Source organism: Dictyobacter aurantiacus, assembly GCF_003967515.1.
Taxonomy (GTDB): Bacteria; Chloroflexota; Ktedonobacteria; order Ktedonobacterales; family Ktedonobacteraceae; genus Dictyobacter; species Dictyobacter aurantiacus.
In genome coordinates this window covers 2411588-2434538 of sequence record NZ_BIFQ01000002.1, presented here as the reverse complement: position 1 = coordinate 2434538, position 22951 = coordinate 2411588, and the positions used below count along the sequence as shown (strand labels likewise).

The window sequence follows — 22951 nt, the reverse complement described above, 5'->3', positions numbered from 1 at the left end:
CTAGGACTCCTTTTGCTCGCTGTCATAGATGGCGCATGCCTCTTCCGTGATGTCGATACCCACTGGACACCAGGTAATGCAGCGGCCACAACCGACACAACCAGATGAGCCAAACTGGTCGAACCACGTTGAGAGCTTATGCGTCATCCACTGCCGATAGCGTGATTTGGACGAAGTACGTACGCTACCTCCATACAGATACGAGAAGTCCACGTTAAAGCATGAGTCCCACTTGCGTACGCGCTCGGTCTCTTTATCCGCCAGATCGGTAGTATCCTCTATAGTGGTGCAAAAACAGGTCGGACAAACCATGGTGCAGTTGGTGCAACTCAAGCAGCGTTGAGCCACGTCATCCCAACGTGAATGCTCCAGGTTGCGCGCCAACAGATCTTTGATGCCCTGCGGAGAGGTTGGCATCTGGCGTCCCATCGAGCGGGCCGTCTGCTCTACTACCTGCTCGGCCCGTGCGATCTCTTCATCCCCTGCCGGTTGACACTCTAGAGCATGCATTATGTCTGCGCCCGCTTCACTTCCAATCTGAACGACAAAGAAGTGGTTGTGTGCATCTATGATCTCTGTCAGTGCCAGATCATAGCCAGTAGTTGCGCGCGGGCCCGTCTGCATTGAGGTACAAAAGCAGGTTCCACCAGCCTGCCCGCAATTGAGGGCGACAATAAAAAGATCCTTTCTGCGCTCCTGGTAGATTGGATCGATATAGGCATCCTGCAAAAACACACGATCCTGAATGGCAATGGCGTGCAACTCACAGGAGCGTACACCGATAAAAGCATATCTATGGCTATCATCATCACTCACAGCTATATGAATACCCTGCTCGTCACGCTGCGCACGCCACAGGCGTGTGATGGAAGGATGCAGAAACTGCTTCCACGAATGCGGGCCAACGGCATAACCAAAGAAGGCATCATCATTGCGCCGCTTGAGCCGATAGACACCACCATCCTGCTCGTCTGTATAACCCCTGGGGAGATCGTTTATTGAGGTCAGCACATTATAGACAATGGCCTCGTTGTGTACAGTGGGACCGACGACCTCATATCCCCTGTGTCGCAAAGCAATAAGCAATTGCTCTAATTGCTCACATCGCATGATCAACTGATCATTGATGGATGGTGAGGAGTACATACTATGCCTCCTGTCCGGCCCGCTATCAACAGGTTTTCACGAGAAGATCATACAAGAAAGTCAACAATTTGAGCATTGAATCGCTCTTATTGCTTACACGCTCTCATAAATACATTGGAATACACCTTGCTTGTTTATCATTCTTTTTTTGAAAGAGAAAAGGGGAGAGCGCCCATGAAGAGGCGCTCTTATGCGGCATGCACAGTAATGGTGTAGGGATAGAATGAGGACTGGATCTGCTCTTCACGCTGACCGCTGATGACAGCCTGCACCGGCGAGACAATGGCCGTTACCGTTTCGGTAGGCAACCAGGGACGTCCGGTTTTTACCACTACCAGTTGACCAAAAATGTCGCCCAGATAGGCAAAATCGCTGGAGATCTGGTTCGGCGCAGGATAAGAGACGATCCCTTGCTGCTGCTCCAATTGCGTAGCCATGGCCGGTACATCCTCTACCGGCAAGCCTATCTCACTCACGCGCAGAACATCTTGCGGCCCAAATGCTCCCGGTGTTTCGTGCTCCAGACCGTTATGTACCATGTATTCCAGGATGTTATTATCAGCATCCCCAAAGTAGAATGAACGTGCATCGAGGCCGGAAAAGAAGATTTCATCTTCACCCGTCTTTAACGGCAAAAGTGGTATGCGTTGCGCAATCCAGTCCTTGGCCTGCTGAAACTTGTTGCGCGGAATCGTAAAGGCCATATGATAGAGCACCTCTTGCTGTGTCTGCAGCAGGGTGAGCCGGGTCGTGCCAGCCTGAACCGTAAAGGAGGTCGCCGTCTCAGCGACGATAGGTAACTCCAGCACGGTACTATAAAAAGCTTTCTGCTCGCTCAGCTTCTGAGTCTGTATGGTAAGTTCTTGAATATACATGCATTTTATCCTTCCATCTTATTCTTATGTTAACCTCTCTCTTCAGCCCCCTTATTTACAATAGTATCTCTCACCCGCTCGACGGTGACATTGTTCAAAAGACAGAGATCCTCCTGTACAAACGGCCAGTTCATCGCCATTGCCACCCTGATCTCCCTGCCGAGGCATGGCAAAAAGTCCTGGCGTTATGCAACAGTATGGCTCCAGGTATTCTCATAGAACGTGCCTGACACTCATCACCATGGGGGCACGTGAGCGCCCCCGCACGGGCGTCTGCTGCGCAGCAGGTGCGAAAACCGATGCAGGTCGCAGGCCATCATCATGAGAGTCAGACACACATATAGACGCAAAGATACCCACTCATGTATTTCATACACATCAGATAGAAGTTACCAACGAAATACACATACGTGTCAAAAAGAGAGTTTGCAGGAAAAGTAAAAGGAGTTCATCTGTTATGGCTAAACAAGCACAGGCAATACGTATTCACAATTATGGCGGTCCGGAAGAGCTTAAGCTTGAGCAGACGCAGATTCCCGATCCCCAGACTGATGAGGTGCTCGTACGCGTTTATGCGGTCGGAGTAAATCCGGTCGATTGGAAGATTACCGAAGGCTGGATGAAGGACTTCTGGCCGGTGCAGTTCCCATACATCCCTGGCCGCGACATCGCGGGCATCATCGAGGAAGTGGGACCCGGAGTAACGGCGTTCCAGAAGGGACAGGCGGTCTTTGGACAGAGCGCTAAAGGTGGCTACACAGAATATATTCCCGCTTCAATCAATACCCTGGCATTGAAACCTGACACGCTCAGCTTTGAAGAGGCCGCGGCCATCCCAGTGGGCGCGACGACCGCGTGGCAGGGTCTGTTCGACCATGGCGATCTGCAACCTGGACAGACCGTCCTGGTCCAGGGTGCCTCCGGTGGCGTTGGCCTGTTCGCGGTCCAGTTTGCTCACTGGAAGGGCGCTCGTGTCATCGCCACCACCTCAAGCTCAAACGTTGACTTTGTGCGCTCGCTGGGTGCCGATAGGGTTATTGACTATACTTCCGAGCCGGTCGAACAGGCCGTGCACGATGCGGACCTGGTCTTTGATACTGTGGGCGCTCCAACCCTGGCTTCATCGCTCAAGGCGCTGAAAAATGGTGGCACCCTGGTGACGATCGCGGGCCAGCCGGAGGAGGCGCAGGCAAAGGAGAAAAATGCGCGCGTTGAGCGCTTTTCTGCCCAGGTTTCGCATGATCTCCTGGAGACCTTCGCGAAGTTGATACAAGAGGGCAAGTTGAAGGTCGAGCTTGAAGCTACCTATCCGCTCGCTGAAGCGGCTCAGGCGCATCAGCGCAGCAAGACCGGCCATGGTCGTGGACGCATCGTGCTCAAAGTCGCCAACCAGCAGTAAACACAGGCAAGGCCGGGCGTGTGTAGAGAACTACGCACATCCGGCCTTGCCTCCATAACAGCTATTTCACAGATTCGCAATCATATTTTGCTGTCCGACTTTTTGTGCCTTTCTGGAATGTTCATGGCAGGGCGGCAGTTTTCCCTGACAGTGGAGCCAGAGGGCTGGCGTCTCTTCCGAGATGTCCAGCAGGTAGATAACCGTTTCACAGCTATCTACGATCATACGCGCCATCTTCTGTAGAAAGTGGGGCGCCTTCTCGTTGAGATGCTTGATCAACTCATCCGCTTTCCATCCTTTGGCATCAATATCAGTCAGGGTCATGATCTCCAGGTTGATATCAATGACATGGTCGGGATAGCGGCTGTTGAGTCCCTGCAAGCATACGCTGAGGATATCTTCTAAATACATCAGCAGGCCTCCTGTGAAAGATCTTCACGAGCACGCTTCACAAACTCGATCGCCTAAGCCCTACACGCTCACCGACCATCGATAGAGGACAAGATGTATGCATTCCCGCGCGTTTTCATGCACCATCAGCAATTGTCACTGCTACCCGCGACATCACAAATCAGGCCCGCCAGCGCGCATCGGCCTGCGCATGCGGCGAATCGCTGACGATCTGCATCAGTTCGATGGCATTGCCATCGGGATCATTAAGCCAGTACTGCAGATTATGATCTATACCTTGTTTGGCTTCACCGGTAATCTCTACGCCCCGGCCTTTAAGCTCCTGCAGGGTTGCCGCCATATCATCGACCAGCAGGCAGAGATGATTATAACCAACGTTCTGGCCACGCGGGCGATTCTCGCCGGCGCCACCAGGAAAGAGCTCAATAAAATTGCCCGGCGAAACCTGAAGATATACGATCCAGGGCGATGGTGTACCTTCACGGTCAAGTCTGAAGGCCTCTTTCAGGCCCAGTTTCTGACAATAAAAGTCCAGTGACTTCTCAAGATCGGAAATGTAAAATGCGAGATGCCCGATACCAGTCAGCATTATGATGGTCCTTTCTAATCGACATGAATATCTTCTCTTCTATGAGTTGAACACGAAAAAATACTCCTGTCAAGCAATTGACCATTTATTTATACACATTATCGGGCTGGAAAGCAAGACATTAATCATATTTATCTTGTATTCACGGAAAGAAGCCTTCCTTCTCTACTGTCTCCAGAACGCATTCTGGCTCGTATTCATATATAGCTGGGGATAAATACTATGAGAAAAATGCTTGTACAAGAGTAAGACACATTGAAAAAATAGAAATGGACAATGTCGGAGTATTTGTGTGCTCTTCAACAGACTTGTCTCTCCCCTATAAAATTTCAGGAGGATCAGACTTTTGACCAATATTCAACATATCACGGATACAACAAAACTGAATAACGGTGTTCAGATGCCATGGCTTGGCTTTGGTGTCTTCCAGACTAAAGAGGGTGACGAGGTCATCAACGCGGTACGCGATGCGCTGGAGACCGGCTATCGCTCGATTGATACGGCGGCCGCGTATGGCAATGAGACCGGTGTGGGCACCGCTATCAAGCAGAGCGGCGTATCGCGCGATGAGCTTTTTGTCACCACAAAAGTATGGAACTCTAATCAGGGCTACGATACGACATTGCGCGCCTTCGACGAGAGCCGCAAGAAGCTGGGCCTTGACGTGATCGACCTGTACCTGATCCACTGGCCGGTCAAGGGCAAATATAAGGATACCTGGAAGGCCATGGAGAAGCTGTACCGCGATGGACACGTACGCGCGATCGGCGTCAGTAACTTCCATGTTCACCACCTCAATGACCTGCTGGAGAACAGCGAAGTGGTGCCAGCCGTCAACCAGATCGAACTGCATCCACTGCTCAGCCAGGTTGAGCTGCGCAACTTCTGCCAGCAGAAAGGTATCCAGGTCGAGGCCTGGAGTCCCCTGATCGCGGGCAAGCATCACCTTCCATTGCTAGACGAGCTGGCCAGCAAATACCACAAGTCACCGGCACAAATCATCCTGCGCTGGGATCTGCAGCATGGCATCGTGACCATCCCGAAGTCGATCCACACCGAGCGTATCCGTGAGAACACCAACGTGTTTGACTTCACACTCTCCGACGAAGACGTGCAGCGCCTGGATGGTCTGAACCGCAATGAGCGCACCGGCGCCGATCCAGATAACTTTAATTTTTAGGTGTCAGACATACTTTTTCTGGGGGACGTGAGCGCCCCCGTTCGGGCGGCCGCATACGCGGCCGCCTTTGTTTTTTGTGTTGGTGCATCGGGTGCGCATTAGCGCACCCGATGCACCAACACTGGGAAGCTGGCGTGCACCCGCACATGGGCGTCCGATGCAACAACAGAGAAATTTGGCGTGGACTCGCACATGCGGAGAGTCCGGGTGGGAGAAGGCGTGCATGCTCAGCAGCTATATACCGTCCTACTTTTTGCCCCACACTACCTGTGCAGGCAATCGTCGCTCAAGCCAGAGCAGGCTCATTCCTGACACAGATACCAGTACCGCCAGGAAGAGCCACGGCAACGATGGTGTCACGACATAGAGATTCGAGAACAGGGCCGGGGTCAATGCACTGGCGATCCCCCATGAGAACTCATACGTTGCCAGGTAACGTCCACGCAGGGCCACAGGACCAAGGTCGGCGACCAGCGAACTGGTGGTTGGTCCATACAATATGGATGCCAGGGTATGAATAGCCACCACCAGAAACAGATAAGGAACCACCAGGAAAGAAGGTATAAATAGCGCCAGGGCAAAGCAACCACACGAGATCCCCCACATAAGAGCAGCCAATCCAAGGGTTCTGGTACGGCGGAATGGCTCCATTAAACGCACCATAAAGGTTTGACAGCCGATCACCAGCAGTGAATTGAGCAGCAAAGCCGGACCCGGCAGCCAGTCAGGAGCGTGCACGGCCTCAGTTACATAGACTGGGAAGGCCGTTGCCAGCATCATCGAGCAGAGAGGAAAAGAGATGCTGCTGATCAGAAAGAAGATGAACTGGCGATGCCGTAGAATGGATGTATACGGCACCTTCTCTACCTGCTCATACTGTAGGTGCCCTGGCTCTGACAAACGCAGCAACAGGCTAGCCGCCAGCAGATAACAGAGGGAACTTGCGCCAATCAGCAGATGGTAGATGTCTGGATTATGCGTTGCCAGTACAATGCCCGCTAGCAAACCACCGATCCCCAGCCCGACATTGCGTATGACTCCGACCAGTCCGAACCAGCGGGCCAGTTCACGGGGTGTAGCAATATCAACGATGAGCGACGCGCTGGCCGCGAAAAAGATCCTCCCACCAGCCGTAACCAGCAGAGCCATGATGAAAAAGACAGGTACCGTATGCACAAAGAGATAGCCCAGAAAGCCAATCGCCTGGATCAACTGACTGATGGCGGTTATCCGTCGCGCCCCAAAACGATCTACCAGGCTACCAGTAATCAGCGATACCGGCAGCGCGCAGACGGTCGCGCAGGTCAGGGTCAGCCCGATAATCGGCAAGGGAAGGTCAGTCGTGACCTGAAAATAGAGGATTGAGAGCGGTATAAACAATCCCGCTCCCAGAGCATCGATGACCAATACCAGTAAAAAACCATACCGTCCCTGCGTCTCTGGCAAGCCCAGCTGGTCCTTCCATCTATACATGAAATTCCTCCTGACAAACAAAAAAAGAAGAGGAGCTGGTAGCATACCTGTTCGGCAGCTTGCCAGCTCCTCTTCTCTAAAAAAGGGCATTCCACAAAATGAATGCAGCTGTTTAGATTTCACATGCTTCCCGCGTCACATTGTGCCCTGGGAAGCCAGAGGAAAGGGGTAGAATACCCACAAGAGAGGCCACATATACAACATCGGGCGCGATCAATTCACTTTATTTGGCGCCTTGCATATGAAAATGCCTCTCGGCTGGAGATTACAATAAATTCCTTTCGTCATACAATTATAGCACATCAATGTTTCTTTGGAAAACGCTTATGATACAAAAATGAACGATACCTGGCAACCACTATCAGCTTGATAAACACGAGGAGGAAAAAAGATGCCACGCACATTAGAAGAGAAGCTAACCGCTATCGCCACGCACTTTGCATTAGGGCCTATCATGGACTTTGAGCGCACCGGCGGCACCAATGACAATTATCTGGTGAGCACACCATCTGGCGGCTATCTCTTCAAAATGATCGTAAACTCTCCCTTGCAAGAGGTATTAGATGGCCTGCCATTTTTACAGCGCTTGCAGGAATATCAGTTCACCGCCAGCGCATACTACCTATCGGCGCCCGATGGCAGCCAGTTCTATCATAGCCCCGATTGCGACGCGGTCGTACTGACCCGGCTACCTGGATCCATGCCCCAGCCATCACAGGTGGTTAGTCGAGCCATTGGCGCCCAACTAGCCAGACTCCATCTTATTCCCGGCCAGAACTTGCCCGCTAAGCCTCACTGGCTGGACGCGAGCTATCTAACACGGTGTCTACAGAGCGCTGTTCAGCTCTATGGACCTGATCGTCTGCAACAGACCTTGCGCATCGTTCATTCACTAAGCGATTTTCGACCTGAGACCTTTCCACAAAGCATCGTCCATGGTGACCTGGATACGACCAATTGCCTGTTTGATGGCGACCGGCTGGTTGCTTTTGTGGATTGGCAAGAGATCGGTGTGGGCGCGGCCATCATGGACTTTGCCATGACGGTGCTGGGATTCTGCTTTGTGGATGCACCCGAGGGCTCTGATCTCTGGGCCTGCTTTGATCCCGAGCTGTTTCAAGCCCTCTTCTCTGGCTACCAGAGCGTACGCCTCTTTTCGGACTACGAACTGGCGCATCTGGATGCGGCATTCACCCATACGGGTCTGACGCAGCCACTCTGGACCATGCTCAACTGGGAACAATACCATCCAGGTGAGAAGATGGTTGAGACCAATCTGCTGTACTGGAAATATGGCCTGCCAGATATCCGCTTATCCTCACTGATCTAGCCGATCACAGGAAGCTGGCGTCGAGGGTGGACGCTCACGCCCACCCTCGACGTCGGGAGACGCCATCCTGGCCAACTACGTGATATTCTTCTTTATCTTTAATACGCAGGGATAAGGATGGCGACACCAAGGGGAGGGAGTTGTATTTCCTGTTCATAGACGCGCCGGGTAAGGACATCGCGCATGGGTTCCGGCAACATGATCATCTGTGTCTCGGGCAGGTGATTGAGCAGGAAGTAGGTGGTCAGTCTGCCTTCACGACATGTGACCTCAACGCCGGGTGGAACCAGCAGCGGCGCACTCAGTCCAAGACGGCTCTGCAGCATGTTCAACAGCATATCTAAGCCCGCCGCGTCTGGCCGGGTGGCGACATAGAATGACTGACCCAGGCCATGGTGAAATTCGGTAATGGCGGGCCGGCCAGCATAAAAATCCTGTCCAAAGACGGCGAGCGCCTGCGCCCCTTCTAGATGCACGATATCGCACCATTGCTCACAGCTATAGCTGCCACGCCAATCATCGGTCTCTTGCAGGCAAAACAAAGTATTCGTCGTTCCCAGGGGGAGCGGATCAAACTCCTCAACCCAGATGCCAAGGGTGCGTCGCAGAGGTCCAGGATAGCCGCCCAGCCAGGCGCGATGGTTCTCATCGACCATGCCGCTGAAGTAGGTGGTCAAGAAGGTTCCTCCCTCTTTGACATACTGCTCGATGGCCGCCCCCTGCTCCTCGCTTACCATGTTTAACAGGGGCGCGATCACCAGCTGGTAACTATCCAATGACTGGTCGGGGGAGATAATGTCGACGGCGATGTTGCGCTGCCATAGAGCTCTGTAGTAGTGCTGCAGTTCCGCGATATAGTTGAAGTAACGGCTGGGCGTGTGGCGATTCTCGACTGTCCACCAGTTGGGCCAGCTCATCATCAGTGCGACACGCGCCTGCATGTGCGTCTCCAATAAGGCGGACTCAAACAGCTTGAGCTCCGCGCCCAGCTGCGCCACCTCCTGGAAGACACGTGTGTGCTCATGACCGGCATGGCTGACGATGGCGCCGTGATACATCTCGCGGCCACCACGCGCCTGGCGCCACTGAAAGAACATTACGGAGTTTGAGCCGTGCGCCAGCGCCTGGTAGCTCTGCAAGCGCATCACACCTGGACGCTTGAGCGGATTCTCCTGGTGCCATTGAACCTGGCTAGGGGTCTGCTCCAGCAACAGCCATGGCTGTCTGGGCTTCAGACTGCGCATAAGATCATAATGGAAGGCGGCCATATCAGGGGTGGCGTTGTGACGCGGATACGAATCCCAGCTGATAATATCCTGGTGCGGCGCCCAGGCAAAATAGTCGATGTAGCGCGTCAGACCATGGAAGTTGGTCATCACCGGCACATGCGGCGTGACCTCACGCAGTATAGCAACCTCACCCAGATACCCTTCGAGGTTCATATCTGACAGGAAGCGTTGATAGTCAATCTGTAGAGCTGGCAGGCTATACTCGCCGATGCTGCTGGGTGGCTGCACCTGCTCCCAGTCGGTGTAAGTACGGCTCCAGATAGCAGTAATCCAGCAGCGATTGAGCTCTTCCAGCCGACCATAGCGCAACTTCAGCCAGTCGCGGAAACGCATTGCGCAATGCTCACAGTAGCAGGTCGGGCCATATTCGTTGCTGACATGCCACAGCCGCAGCGCGCGATGATCTCCATAGCGTTCAGCCAGCCTGCGCACCAGATCCTGGCCCAGGCGGCGAAAATCCTCATTGGTGGGACAGTAGTTGAGGCGCACGCCGGGCTTATGCCGCATCCCCTTCTCATCCACCGGCAGGACATCGGGATAGGCCGCCGACAACCAGGCCGGTTGGGCCGCCGTAGCGGTCCCCAGGCAAACCTCGATCTGCTGTTCCGCCAGCATCTCAAGGATGTCGTCCAACCACTCAAAGGTAAAGCGATCCTCAGCTGGCTGCAGCGCCGCCCAGCTAAAGATTCCCAGCGAAACCAGATTCACGCCAGCCTTACACATCAGGCGCATATCCTCCTGCCAGATCTCGCGCCAGTTCTTATCCCCCATCCACTGCTCTGGATTATAATCACCCCCAAAGAAAGCCGCTGGAAACCTGAGCCTGCCTCCTCGCCGCTCCGCTTGATAGTACCCCATAACTCCACCCTCCAACATATGTTCGGACCTCGCGTCCGATTACTCCTCCGCCCTCGAAAATGTCCCTCGTCTGTTCTGACCTCGCAAGATTATCCGTAGGTGCCAGGCTTGCCCCGGCTGTGCCGCACAGCGGCCCCGTGCACGGGCGCCCCCGTTTCACCAACAACGACCTGTCTCCGATGAATAGCATTTTTTTTAGTATAAGCGGTAAATACAAATCTGGCAGCATCAAGTGAGTGGCAGAAGCAGTAAAGACCTTGTCTCTGTCTGCTGGCAAAGATAAAATGGCCTCGTACATGAGAAATTATTGTCTGCCTGGCGGTCAACGGGAATGCATAGCTCTCTGGCCCCCGGCGGACATAGAAGTATAAAGTGAAGGTTTATGATGGATAAAGCATTCTGGCGCTCGATTGCGCTTAATCATTTCCAACTACCAGCAGACTATAGCGTTGAGCAGCTAACGCCGGAGTTACTAAGCCTGCTGGGCGATCCCGATCCTGAGTTGCGCGATTACTATATCTACTCCACACTCGAAAACTGGATTCAAGAGGGCCTGTATACCCACACACAGCTGCGCTCAATGGTTATGCAGTTGGCTGAGAATATGCGGTACGATCTAGGCAAGCAGGGAGACGATATGGTGCTGCTGCGCTCATTCTCGGCTCTGACCCTCTCGGACATCCTCAAATACGATAACAGCCATCCTTTTCTGGCCAGGAGCGAGGTGCACGGCATCCTGGAACAGGCCATCAGCTACCTGGTGGGCGAGCAGGATCTGCGCGGCTACGTCACCGGCAAGGGCTGGCTGCACGCACTGGCCCACGCAGGTGATCTGCTGGGCGTGCTCGCCCGTAACCGTCATCTCGGCGATACGGAACTTAAACGCATGATGGCCGCCCTCGCTGAGCGCGTGACGCTGCCGACCGATTATGGCTATATGACACTCGAGGAGGAACGCCTGGCGCTGGTCGTTATCGCCACCCTGACACGTGATATCCTCTCTCCTACCTTCTGGTCCTGGTGGGGGCGACAGATGTCTCAGGTAGAGGAGCGCATGCACTGGGAAAACACGGTACGCTTCGCGCAGCCCCCCGATATCAATGCCTACCACAATACAAAACTGTTCCTGCATGCCCTGTTCTTTCAACTGACCATCACTGGCTATAAGATGCGCGGTGTACCAGAGCTGGTCGAAACGATCAGGCAGACGCTCAACCGGCTCGATCCGGGCTTCTTCTCGGCCGATGTAATCAAAATCCTTGACCCCGATATCCATACCGAAGACCTGGCATAGCTCCTCAAGGCCGTCTAACCCTTTACAACGCTGTCAATAAGCGTTACTATAAGAGGAACAATATATGTTGACTAAGTAAATCAACTTTATCTACATAAAAGTTGTTATCCGCAATGCTCAACATGCCTAAATTACTTTTTCTGTCTGGACAACAAGACGAGCAGAAGACGTTCCGAGCTCCTAACATTGTAGAGCCTTTTAGGGTACAATAGAGAGTGAAGACGTTTTGAGTGAAAGGATTCGAAGCAATGACGACAACGAATACCTCTAACCGTCAATCCACTGGTGGATCAAAGTACACCGGTCCAATGATCGATACTGATATCCATGAGACATTTACCAGATGGACCGACCTGGTACCTTATCTAAAAGAGCCATGGCGCGGCCTGATTACCAATGGAGCCTGGCAGGGCACCGGTAATCCGCACGTGCACTGGGCCAGCCATGGCGTGAATCGTGGCGATTCTCAGCCAGCTGATGGCGCACCAGCAGGATCAAGCCTGGAACTGCTGCGCAAGCAGGTGCTGGACCTCTATCCCATCAAGTACGGCGTCTTAACCGGACAATTCATGCCAGCGGTAATGCCAATGCAGTTTGAGTTCGCGACCGCGCTAGCTCATGCTTACAATAATTTTGTAAGCGATCACTGGCTGGCTCACGATCCTCGTTTACGCTCCAGCATCCATCTGGCTCCGCAAGATCCTCAGGCGGCGGCGCGCGAGATCGATCGCCTGGGCGATGATCCCCGCTTTGTGCAGGTCCTGCTGCCGATTGGACAGTGGTCCTATGGTGATCCTTTCTACCACCCTATCTTTGAAGCTGCCGCCCGCCATAACCTGGTGGTGACCTTCCACCACACAGGCGCAGTGGAGAGCGCGCTGGGCAAAGGACGCTACTATATCGAGTGGCATATCAATGTGCCACAGGGCGCCATGGCGACGCTGACCAGCCTGGTCGTCAATGGCATCTTTGATAAGTTCCCCACCCTGCGCTTCTGCGTGCTGGAGAGCGGCTATAGCTGGCTCCCTCATCTGCTCTGGCGCATGGACCAGAACTATCGCTCTCTCCACCTTGAGGTGCCCTGGGTCAAACAGCTCCCCTCGAAATATATTCGTGAACGCGTGAAGTTCTCAACGCAACCGACCGAGGATACCAGTGTCGAAAACTGGCTGCGCCTGCATGAGATGCTAGAGACCGATAAGCTGCTGGTCTTCGCCACCGACTATCCACACTGGGACTTCGATTCGCCCGAGGAGTCTGTGCCGCGCGGCCTGCCCGCCGATCTGCGGCAGAAGATCTTCTATGATAATGCGCGCGAGCTCTTTGGCTTTGAGGACTAGAAGGGGAGTTCAAGAAGATGCAGTACCATGTTTGCCGCGTGGCCGATGTGCCGCGTGGGGAAAAACGTAGCTATACCGTCAAGAATATTCCAGTTGTGGTGGTCCATAGTGAGCAGGATGAGTTCTATGCCATCTATGGCATCTGCCCCCATCAGCGGAGCCCTCTTAGCGAGGGCTTGCTGATAGGGCTAACCGAGGCCACCCAGCCCGGCGAGGAATTCTGCATTGCACGGGCCGGTGAAATTATTCGCTGCCCCTGGCATGGCTTTACCTTCGACGTCACAACGGGCGCCTGCCTGACCGAACCCGATAAGTACCGGGTACGCACCTATCCTGTCAAGATTGATAACCACGAACTCTACCTGGAGATTTAATTATCTCCATTATTGCTTCATTATTTCTTTATCATTTCTCTGGTAGCCAGAATCTCCTGGCACAAGGAAAGGCGGATATCATTTATGGGAAACCTTCCTCAGCAGCCCATAAACGCTCACGCGACAGACCCTATTTCAGCGCAGAAGCTGACACGCCGTACGCTCCTCGGCAATGGTGTGAAGGCCGGCGTAGGCGCGACCATGCTCGGTCCTTTGCTGGCCGCGTGCGGTGACGATAGTTCTTCTTCAGCTAAACCTAATGGCCCGGTCACGATTCAGTACGCGGCGCTGAACGATCAGACCGGTGAACAGGCGGCCGAGATCGCCCGCTTCAACGATCTGCACAAGGGCAAGATCAAGGTCGAGTATCAACAGTTGCCACCAGTGGCAACCGACCAGTACAACAAATTTGTCAGCGCTTTCCGAGCCCAGTCCGAGGTGCCCGACGTCGTCCATATCGATGTGACATGGCCAGCCCAGTTCGCCAGCTCTAGCTGGCTGGAGCCCCTCGATAAGTATGCCTCCGCTGATTATTTGAAGCAGTTCTATCCCAGCGCAGCCAACGTGGCAAAGATCGATGGCAAGATCTATGGCATCCAGCGCTACCTGGACATCGGCCTGCTCTACTACCGTACCGACCTCGTTCAGAAGTATGGCGGTCAGGTACCGCAGACGCGGGCGGATATGGAGGCCATGGCGACCAAGATCCTGGCCGGAGAGAAGGCCAATGGTATTCAGTATGGCTATCTAATGCCAGGCAAGAAAATTGAGGCCATCGTCGATGAGTGGCTGGAGTTCCTATGGGGCGCGGGGGGCAACATCGGCAATCCGGGCAGCCTGAAGATTGATGATGCTTCCAGCATCGATGCCCTCCAATATATGCACGACCTGATCTACAATAAGAAGCTGTCTCCGACCGGTACCAATACGTACGCGCCAAACGATATCCTCAACCTGTTCAACAATGGGCAGGCTCCCTTCATGCGTAACTGGACCTTTGCCTATGCTCTGGCCAACAATCCTAAAAACTCAAAGGTAGCCGGCAAGGTGGGCATCGCGCCCACACTGGCCCTCAATGGTGGCAAGGGACAAGGCTGCACGGGCGGCTGGGTGCTGGCCATCAACGCCAATTCAAAATATAAAGATGAGTCATGGGCCTTTATTGACTTCTTGCTCAGCAAGGAGACGCAGACCTCGCTGGCGCAGAACGCCGGGCTGGTCTCGACACGCCCCGATGTGGTCAGCGATCCAACGCTACAAAGCAAACATCCGCAGTTCAAAGACCTGGCAACGATTCTCAATAGTGGTCACAATCGCCCGCAGTTGAAAACGTATAACCAGTTTACGACTCCACTGCAGGCCGCCATCAACGGCGTTCTCAGCAATCAGCAGTCGGCGGCCGACGCGCTGCATGGCGTGCAATCGCAGGTTGCGTCCCTGGCCTGATAGCTCTGATCAGTCATCCCGAACTTTTGAACATTTCCCAAACCGGGGTCCGGGAGTCTCTCCTGGACCCTCACAGGGGATTATCACCTCTGTGAACCCCACTGCAGTACATACAGAGGGAAAGGATTGCAACCTATGGCGGTAGTTCGTTCACGCGCGAAGAGGAGTATGCTGGAACGTCGGGAGGAGCGGCTGGCATGGGCGATGCTGGCTCCGGTCCTGATCGCACTGCTGGCGATGGGCGTCTATCCAGCGCTAAGCACCATCTGGTATTCGTTCCACAAGGGCGGCTCATTCGGACTGGGTATGTCTCTGGCCGGGCTGGATGGGTATGTCCGCATGGCCCATGATGCTCAGTTCTGGAGTGCTCTGAGATTCTCTCTGCTCTTCAGCTTGATTACGGTGACGGGACAAATGATCTTTGGCACGGCACTGGCGTTGTTCGCGAATATGAAGTTTCGCGGTCGCTGGCTGGTACGCACGGCAATCCTGCTGCCATGGGCCATTCCAACCGCGACCAATTCGGTCATCTGGGCTTATATCTTTAATGATCAATATGGATTGGTGAACAGCCTGCTACTTCGGTTCCATATCATTGATCATGCGCACCTGATTAACTGGCTTGGCTCTGCTCCGCTGGCGGTCACCCTGATCTATGTACTGGCGATCTGGAAGGCCAATTCGCTGGTGGCGCTACTGGTGCTGGCCGGCCTGCAGGCAGTGCCGGAGGAGACGATCGAGGCTGCGCGCGTGGATGGGTCGTCCTCCTGGCAGGCGCTATGGCGCGTCACGCTGCCATTAGTGCGCCCAACCCTGGTGGTGACGCTGGTACTGCGTACCATCGAGTCACTGCAGGCCTTTGACCTGATCAGCGCCTTCACCAACGGAGCGCCTGGCACCGCAACGCAGAACCTGGGACTCTACATCAACCTGCAGATTCAGCAGTTCGGCGATTTCCCTTATGGTTCCAATATCGCGATCGTGCTGATGCTGATTACCTTTGCCTTTATCGTTGTCTACCTACGTACCCTGTATCGTCCCGGTGTAAGCTAAATGTTGGAAGGATTGTAATCTATGGCACAGACACTACAAGCAGAACACCAGCATCAGGCACAGCCCGGTTTGGCAAGAATAAAGTCGCCGCGCAGGCCCCTGTTCTTTCTGACCAGTACGATTATCTTCGTAATCTCTGCGCTCATTCTGCTGATCCAGTTCTTTCCTATGCTCTGGGCTCTGGCAACCTCTTTGATGACGCCAGAAGAGACCACAGCGGTTCCGGCGCCCCTGCTACCAGCACATCCGACGCTCGGCAGCTATGTAGAGGCTCTGCAAGGTGAGATCGGCCGCTATTACGTCAATAGCATCATTACGGCCAGCGTTTCGATGCTCATCACAATGGTGCTGGCAACTCTGGCAGCCTACGCCTTTGCGCGACTACACTTCCGCTGGAAGGGTATTATCCTATTAGTGGTACTCTTCTTCTCACTCTTCCCGCCGCTGGTCCAGGTTATCCCCATCTACCAGATTTTACATAGCCTGCACCTGTTGAATACGCTGCCAGGCCTGATCTTACCTTATTCTGTCTTTGGCCTACCACTGGCGGTACTGATCCTGATGGCCTTCTTCCAGGATGTTCCCATGGAGCTTGAGGAGGCTGCCATCGTCGATGGCCTGTCGCGCTTTCGGGCGTTTATTCAGATCATCTTGCCCGTGACCGTCCCTGGACTGTTCGCCACCGCTATCATTGTCTTTGTCGGCAACTGGAATGAATACCTGTTCGCCCTCAACTATACCAGCACCAAAACGTATACGCTGCCAGTCGGCATCGTCACCATCAGCCAGACAGAGTTTACGACCAACTTCGCCATTCTCTCGGCGGCCACAGTCTTATCGGTAATCCCACTGGTTATCCTGATCATGTTGTTGGAACGGCGCGTGGTCTCCGGCTTGACCGCAGGCGCGCTCAAAGGTTAATATATTTTGTCATTTTTAGATCTTTTATTACCGGGAGAAAAATATGCAGCTTCCTTCTCAGTTGATTCAGCGTCTATTGCAGACCGACGGTAAGTTTGCCCGCCAGCTTGGCACGGTCAGCGCGATTGAGGGGGGATTCCAGGCTACACTGGGTACGATTCCGTTTCGCAATCTAGGCGATGATCTGCGCCCCATCATCCTGAGCAATGAGTCGCTGTCAGATCAGATAACGTCTACTAATGTGCCCAATCGGCCACCGGATATCCTGCCATTCGAGAAGCATATTGAGGAGGATCTGGCCCTGCGTATCGAGGTGATCTCACCATCATGCGTGCGCCTGCGTCTCGGGCCTCCTACGCAGTTGGAGCAACCAAGAGAATTCGCCATGCTACAGCCCGACAGCGTTGCGGCCGCGCCGCTCTCCTCTCCACCTGGGATAGAGGCGGAGGCGGAGACGGTCGTTGTCACGTTGGCAGGCTTGCGCTTCAGATTGCAGCGTGATCCGTTCGCCTTCTCTATCACGCAGCAGGATAGCCACTATAGCTGGTCAACGGCTACCGATGATCGGGATGTACATGGTCTGCTGTGTACTCCTCCTCCCGGCATCGCCACCACCTCTGCTGATGAGAAACCAGAGGCGTACTGGACCTGGAGTCTGGCCCCCGATGAACATCTCTATGGCCTGGGTGAGCGCTTCAATGGCTTCGATCAGCGCGGTCGCAACCTGACGCTGTGGACGCAGGATGCCTGGGGGACAACCACAGACGCGGCCTACAAGAATATCCCCTTCCTGCTCTCCTCTGAGCACTATGGACTCTTCTTTCACACGCCCACAGCGGTCCAGCTGCGCCTGGGTACGACATCGGGCCGATCTGCCCGCGTCCAGGTCAGCGAAGAGGTGCTGGACCTGTATGTGATCTTTGGTGAGACTCCAAAATCTATCCTGACTGGATATACCATGCTGACCGGGCGCGCCACGATGATTCCGCGCTGGGCCTTCGGCGTCTGGCTCTCGCGCTGCCGCTACCAGAATCGAGCGGAGGTCGAGGAGGTCGCCAGGCGCCTGCGCGAAGAAGAGGTCCCCTGCGATGTGCTCCACCTTGATCCGGCCTGGCTTGAGCGCCCCAATCTCTCCTGTGACTTTGTGCCCAGCGACGAGAACTTCCCCGATCTGCCCGAGATGATTCGGCAGCTTGATCAGCAGGGCTTTAAGATCTCGCTGTGGGAGCTGCCCTATGTCTCGTCGCATGCCCGGCGCTTTCAGGAAGCAAAGGATGCAGGCTACTTCTTGAAGGATGCCTCTGGCGAACCGATCAGCGGCGATTTCGGATCACCACCCGCCGATGGCAATGTCCGCGCCATCCTCGACTTCACCAATCCAGCGGCACGCTCATGGTGGCAGGACCTGCATCGCCCCCTGCTACAGGCAGGAGTCGCCTGCTTTAAAACCGACTTTGGCGAGGCGGTACCGCGCGAGGCCAGAGCACACAATGGCATGGATGGGGCAACCCTGCATAACCTCTATCCCCTGCTCTACAATGAAGCGGTCCACGAGGTCATTCTGGAGGAGAACGGCCAGCCGGGAATGATCTGGGGACGCTCGGGCTGGGCGGGCATTCAGCGCCATCCAGCCCAGTGGGGTGGCGATCCCAAAACCGATGCCTGGTCGATGCGCACCACTCTGCGCGGAGGATTGAGCTACGCCCTCAGCGCACCTGGCATCTGGTCCCACGACATCGGTGGCTTCTACGGTCCATCGCCATCTCCCGAACTTTACATACGTTGGACGCAGTTCGGCATGCTCTCTCCCCTCACGCGTGCCCATGGCACCACGCCTCGTGAGCCCTGGGAGTTCGGTGAGGAGGCATTGGCGAACTTTAAGCGCTACGCACGTTTACGTATACGTCTCAATCCCTACCTCTACAGCCTGGCCTGGCAGACACATAAAGCAGGATTGCCGATGCTGCGTCCACTCCTGCTTGAGTTTCCCAACGATCCCGGCACGGCCCTGATCGACGATAGCTATATGCTCGGCGATAGCCTGCTGGTCGCGCCTATCTTCAGCGAGGACAGGGAACCAGTCGCGCGCAATCTCTACCTGCCACAGGGTGAATGGATCGACTTCTGGACCGACGAACGCCTCACTGGCGGCCGCTACATCACACGCCAGGCGCCGCTGGATACCATCCCGCTCTATGTTAAAGCGGGCAGCATTCTCCCGCTGGGACCCGAGATACAGTTTATCGGCTCAAACGTCCCCAATGATATTACCCTCGAAGTATATCCAGGAACCGAAACAACAGCTTCTATCGTCTGGGACCACCAGGGAAGCGCCACCAGCTTAGAGCTAAGCCAACTCGTTGACCAGCAATGGCAACTCACCATCGATGGTCAGCGTCCCTGCAACTGGACAATCCGCTGGCACATCAATGGTGGCATAAGCGAGACCCGGCTCGCCCACAGCGCCAGCGCGACGGTCTCATCAGAACAACCATAAAGATGGCTGCGATGCCCCTGGAGCCTGGGAATGAAACCTTCCGCGAAAATGTTACCAACGGTAAACATTTTCGTGGAGGAGAGATCATGAGCAAGCAACCAGAGGTCACCAACAACACAGCCGAGCAGCGCTACGAAATTCATCTCGAAAATCAGCTAGCGATACTCACCTATGAACGCGACGGGCAGCGCATCATCTACCAGCACACCGAGGTTCCATCCGAACTCGAACATCACGGCCTCGGCAGCATCCTGGCCCATACCGCCCTGGAAGATGCCCGCTCCGAAAACCTGACCATCATCCCATCATGTCCATTCGTCGCCAACTACATCCAGCACCACCCTGAATACCAACCTCTTATCGACAAAACAAACCAATAAGCACATACGAAATGAGTGCTTCACGTGCTCTAAAAGTACATCTAAAACAAGTATACCTGAAAACAAAGGAAAACACATCGCCCAAAGGGACGGTGTGTTTGGCCTGAACTTCCTCTATCATAGAGCAACCAATTGCCACACGTGCTGTTCTCTGGTTCGCTGTGGCAGTGCCATGCGTATCACTACCATCACAAGAGGAGAAATCATGGCCGCTCTCATTGATTACCCACAGCGATACTTTGAGTTGTGGGGCTACACACCCTCATTTAACCAGCTACTCTTTCAAGGGAACCCTTCCCGGTCTCCGGATTCAAAGGGTATCCGTATTGATGTGGTCTTTTGGTCGGTTCTCTATGTGCAACTTCCCGCAGAATTCATGGGGTTGACGATGGATTACGCGCTTCCAGAACAGGTGGATACCATTTACCAATCCTCAGGTTACTCGTCATTTACACAATATCATGTCTATCGGCTATGGGGAAAAGAATATGAAGGGTACATAGTGGCAATGGGATATGATGTTGATGAAAATACGCGACCATCCAACGAACCATCCAAATGGGATCTGCCAAAGAGGCCAGGAATTCCCATTGTCAGGGAGAATCTGTCTAATTTCTTACTAGAAGGGCTTCTTCCTCTGGAGATGCCTGCTCGTTACTGGACGGAACTGGGTCAACGCTACGGCACATGGATTCGCAATATCTCTCTTTTTGCAGAGCATCCTGAGGAAACCCTCAAGAACTTTCTCGAAGGAGTTAAAAGCGGATATATGCAGGATTCACCCGGTTCGGACTAGCACATCTAAGTAAGCAATCCCTGGCCTTAAAGACGGATTCCCTGTCAAACCTCGCCATGACTTCAGTCACAGTTTGCATACAACGCTTGCAAGCGTTCAATCAGGCGGCATCTAGCTTCTTCAGGCAGGAAGGAGGCCTGTAAGGCGTGGAGGTTGCATTGCAGAAAATGTTCTTTGCCCCACTGAAAATGCTGGTGAAGGTGTTCATACTCCTGCTTGAGAGTGACCGGGGTAATGGTGCGATTATCTGTGTTGACGCTCATCGATACACCATGCTGGTAGAGTTGGTTGATGGGATGATCGATATAGGTGTCATACATATTGGTCTGGAGGTTGGAGGCGGGGCAGAGCTCAAGATGGATCTGTTCCTCGCGTAGCTTTTCAATCAGAGCTGAGTCCTCGATGCTTCTGGCTCCATGACCGATGCGCGTTGGCTGCAGATATTCCAGGGTTTCCCAAACGCTCTCGGCCCCTCTGGCTTCACCGGCGTGCGCGGTGCGAAAGATGCCCTGCTCGACCGCATATTCAAAGGCCGCGATATGTTCGTCCAATGGATAGCCAGCCTCATCGCCCGCTATATCCAGTCCGACGACGTTGGTGCCTTGAAACTGTTCGACCAGTCGTACTGTATGCATGCTTTCGTCGGCATCAAAATGGCGTAGGGTACACAAAATGAGCCGGGCTTCTACACCAGTGGTGGCGATGGCGTTGGTTAGTGCCTCGTTGACGACTTCCACCACCTCTTCGGGCGACATACCTTGCTGGGTATGCAGTAGAGGCGCAAAACGAAGTTCCGCGTAGAGAACATTGTCGCACTTGAGCTGATCCATCACATCAGCAACGACCATGCGTAAGTGCTCTGGAGTTTGCATAAGTGCGATTCCCCTGGAGGTACGGCCCAGGAAATCCACCAGATTGGTGCACTTCACCGGACCGGCGAAGTCGCGACGATAGATCTCTTCGCTGACGGTGGGATCGATGGCATGCACCACCTTATAGCTCAATGAGCAGTCCAGGTGATGGTGAAGTTCAACTTTTGGATAGGCCTGTATATTCATTCTGGATAATTCCTTGCAATACAATTTCTTATTTATCTGCGATGGCTGTCGTAGAGCCTCGCACTACCAGCGATAGCGGTAACGAGTCAAACTGGGGCGTCTGTTTCTTTTCCAATACGCTCAGCAGCAAGGCGATCGTCTGCTCACCCAGCGTTTCTGTAGGGATCGCAACCGTGGTCAGCGGCGGCACAAGGATGCGGCTCACCAGGCTGTCGTCAAAACCAGTTACCGACACATCTGCCGGAATGGTGAGATGCAGGGTATGAGCCGCCTGGTAGACACCGGCCGCCAGCATATCACTATCGCACACGATGGCGGTAGGCGCATCCTGCAGTGTAAGCAACTGATACGCCGCCTGGTAAGAGGACTCCAGCGTAAAAGCGGACCGCACCTGGTAGTCATCCCGATAGGGAATCTTGTGCTGCTGGAGCTGTTCTCGATAGACGCGATGACGCAGCAGAAACGTTTCATCATCAAGCGCGGCCGCCAGGTGAGCAATGCGTGTGTGTCCCAGCTGGATAAGGTGCTGCATCATAGCAGTCATACCATGTTCGATATCGAGCAGAAGCGAGGGCATCTCATTGGTGAAGCCGTCAACGAGAATGGCTTTATCGCGCAACAATTCTTGCAATGGCGCGGTAGGAACGCGCATGGTATAGAGCACCCACCCCTCGACCGCGTACGTCGTGAAGGCTTCATTGATAAGCTGCTGCCAGTCCTGAATATCCTTGAGAGTAATCAAAATAACCGAGTAACCCTCTTTTCTGGCCGCGCGCTCCGCTCCCTCAAACACAGCCGCGAAAAAAGGATTGTTGACATCGGGCACCACCAATGCAATCACCTGTGAACGGCCCGATCGCAACGTACGCGCCGCGCTATTGGGCGCGTATCCCAACTCTCTGGCCGCGCGCAGGATCGCCTCCTGGCTCTTCTTCCCCACGCGTCCAGCGGCCTTCCCCCCCAGTACAAGCGAGACCGCGGCTTGCGAGACCCCCGCCCGCCGCGCCACATCTACGCTGGTCGGCACGCCACGCGATCCACTATCGGTCAGATCTTCTCCCATAACACCCTTTCGCTTCTAGAAAGTTATACGTATAACTTTCTAGAAGTATAATTAAAAAGCCTGTCCATGTCAAGCAAGCAACAGTCCCCAGGCTTCACAACCATTTTCAATATCGTAATTACAATACTATGAGGTCGTCTCAATAACAGTCTCGCAACAAACTAATTGGTTATAAGAAT

At 54.1% G+C, this 22951-nt stretch carries 20 protein-coding genes; 12 read left to right on the top strand and 8 right to left on the bottom strand.

All coding sequences use genetic code 11. The features are described 5' to 3' along the window. Positions 1-1146 carry a 4Fe-4S dicluster domain-containing protein gene (locus KTT_RS34645; protein ID WP_174844818.1) on the bottom strand — a complete coding sequence of 382 codons (1146 nt, stop codon included), beginning with the start codon at positions 1144-1146 and terminating at the stop codon, positions 1-3. A 188-nt stretch (positions 1147-1334) separates the two neighbouring features. Then, positions 1335-2021, bottom strand: coding sequence for a VOC family protein (locus KTT_RS34640; protein ID WP_126602670.1), 687 nt, complete (start codon positions 2019-2021; stop codon positions 1335-1337). A 457-nt stretch (positions 2022-2478) separates the two neighbouring features. Here KTT_RS34640 and KTT_RS34635 point away from each other — a divergent pair, with 457 nt between their 5' ends. After that, on the top strand, positions 2479-3420 hold the full coding sequence (locus KTT_RS34635) for an NADP-dependent oxidoreductase (protein WP_126602669.1): 942 nt from the start codon (positions 2479-2481) through the stop codon (positions 3418-3420). A gap of 66 nt (positions 3421-3486) precedes the next feature. Here KTT_RS34635 and KTT_RS34630 read toward each other — a convergent pair whose 3' ends face one another. Both KTT_RS34630 and KTT_RS34625 read right to left on the bottom strand, forming a co-directional pair. Further along, positions 3487-3831: a hypothetical protein gene (locus KTT_RS34630; protein WP_126602666.1), complete on the bottom strand. Its 345-nt coding sequence runs from the start codon at positions 3829-3831 to the stop codon at positions 3487-3489. Positions 3832-3991: 160 nt separating this feature from the next. Further along, positions 3992-4420 carry a VOC family protein gene (locus tag KTT_RS34625; protein WP_126602664.1) on the bottom strand — a complete coding sequence of 143 codons (429 nt, stop codon included), beginning with the start codon at positions 4418-4420 and terminating at the stop codon, positions 3992-3994. A gap of 355 nt (positions 4421-4775) precedes the next feature. Here KTT_RS34625 and KTT_RS34620 point away from each other — a divergent pair, with 355 nt between their 5' ends. Continuing rightward, the gene (locus KTT_RS34620) at positions 4776-5600 is read left to right on the top strand and encodes an aldo/keto reductase (protein WP_126603357.1); all 825 of its coding nucleotides are present in this window, start codon (positions 4776-4778) and stop codon (positions 5598-5600) included. 246 nt (positions 5601-5846) lie between these two features. Here the strand turns inward: KTT_RS34620 and KTT_RS34615 are convergent, their stop codons facing one another. Next, positions 5847-7073, bottom strand: a complete 1227-nt coding sequence (locus KTT_RS34615) for an MFS transporter (RefSeq protein ID WP_160146355.1) — start codon at positions 7071-7073, stop codon at positions 5847-5849. Positions 7074-7464: 391 nt separating this feature from the next. Between KTT_RS34615 and KTT_RS34610 the strand changes: the two genes are divergently transcribed. Then, complete coding sequence (locus KTT_RS34610; protein WP_126602659.1) at positions 7465-8403, top strand: phosphotransferase; 939 nt, start codon at positions 7465-7467, stop codon at positions 8401-8403. Positions 8404-8501: 98 nt separating this feature from the next. Here the strand turns inward: KTT_RS34610 and KTT_RS34605 are convergent, their stop codons facing one another. Further along, positions 8502-10550, bottom strand: a complete 2049-nt coding sequence (locus tag KTT_RS34605) for a beta-galactosidase (RefSeq protein ID WP_160146354.1) — start codon at positions 10548-10550, stop codon at positions 8502-8504. 382 nt (positions 10551-10932) lie between these two features. Between KTT_RS34605 and KTT_RS34600 the strand changes: the two genes are divergently transcribed. The 9 genes from KTT_RS34600 to KTT_RS34560 all read left to right on the top strand — a co-directional run bounded on the left by KTT_RS34600 (position 10933) and on the right by KTT_RS34560 (position 20651). Continuing rightward, positions 10933-11844, top strand: coding sequence for a DUF2785 domain-containing protein (locus KTT_RS34600; RefSeq protein ID WP_126602656.1), 912 nt, complete (start codon positions 10933-10935; stop codon positions 11842-11844). Positions 11845-12092: 248 nt separating this feature from the next. Beyond that, on the top strand, positions 12093-13184 hold the full coding sequence (locus tag KTT_RS34595; RefSeq protein ID WP_126602654.1) for an amidohydrolase family protein: 1092 nt from the start codon (positions 12093-12095) through the stop codon (positions 13182-13184). A gap of 17 nt (positions 13185-13201) precedes the next feature. Beyond that, complete coding sequence (locus tag KTT_RS34590; RefSeq protein WP_126602652.1) at positions 13202-13558, top strand: Rieske (2Fe-2S) protein; 357 nt, start codon at positions 13202-13204, stop codon at positions 13556-13558. An 84-nt stretch (positions 13559-13642) separates the two neighbouring features. After that, complete coding sequence (locus KTT_RS34585; protein WP_126602650.1) at positions 13643-15004, top strand: ABC transporter substrate-binding protein; 1362 nt, start codon at positions 13643-13645, stop codon at positions 15002-15004. A 135-nt stretch (positions 15005-15139) separates the two neighbouring features. Next, complete coding sequence (locus KTT_RS34580; protein WP_126602648.1) at positions 15140-16057, top strand: carbohydrate ABC transporter permease; 918 nt, start codon at positions 15140-15142, stop codon at positions 16055-16057. 21 nt (positions 16058-16078) lie between these two features. Next, positions 16079-16978 carry a carbohydrate ABC transporter permease gene (locus KTT_RS34575; protein ID WP_126602646.1) on the top strand — a complete coding sequence of 300 codons (900 nt, stop codon included), beginning with the start codon at positions 16079-16081 and terminating at the stop codon, positions 16976-16978. Between the two features lie 43 nt (positions 16979-17021). Continuing rightward, a complete protein-coding gene (locus tag KTT_RS34570; RefSeq protein WP_126602644.1) occupies positions 17022-19475 on the top strand; it encodes a TIM-barrel domain-containing protein in 2454 nt (817 codons plus the stop codon). Between the two features lie 86 nt (positions 19476-19561). Then, complete coding sequence (locus tag KTT_RS36360) at positions 19562-19855, top strand: GNAT family N-acetyltransferase (RefSeq protein WP_160146353.1); 294 nt, start codon at positions 19562-19564, stop codon at positions 19853-19855. Between the two features lie 205 nt (positions 19856-20060). Then, on the top strand, positions 20061-20651 hold the full coding sequence (locus tag KTT_RS34560; protein WP_126602640.1) for a hypothetical protein: 591 nt from the start codon (positions 20061-20063) through the stop codon (positions 20649-20651). 62 nt (positions 20652-20713) lie between these two features. Here KTT_RS34560 and add read toward each other — a convergent pair whose 3' ends face one another. Then, positions 20714-21709, bottom strand: a complete 996-nt coding sequence (gene add / locus KTT_RS34555; RefSeq protein WP_126602637.1) for an adenosine deaminase — start codon at positions 21707-21709, stop codon at positions 20714-20716. Between the two features lie 28 nt (positions 21710-21737). Next, positions 21738-22772, bottom strand: a complete 1035-nt coding sequence (locus tag KTT_RS34550) for a LacI family DNA-binding transcriptional regulator (RefSeq protein ID WP_126602635.1) — start codon at positions 22770-22772, stop codon at positions 21738-21740. Positions 22773-22951 lie beyond the last annotated feature (179 nt).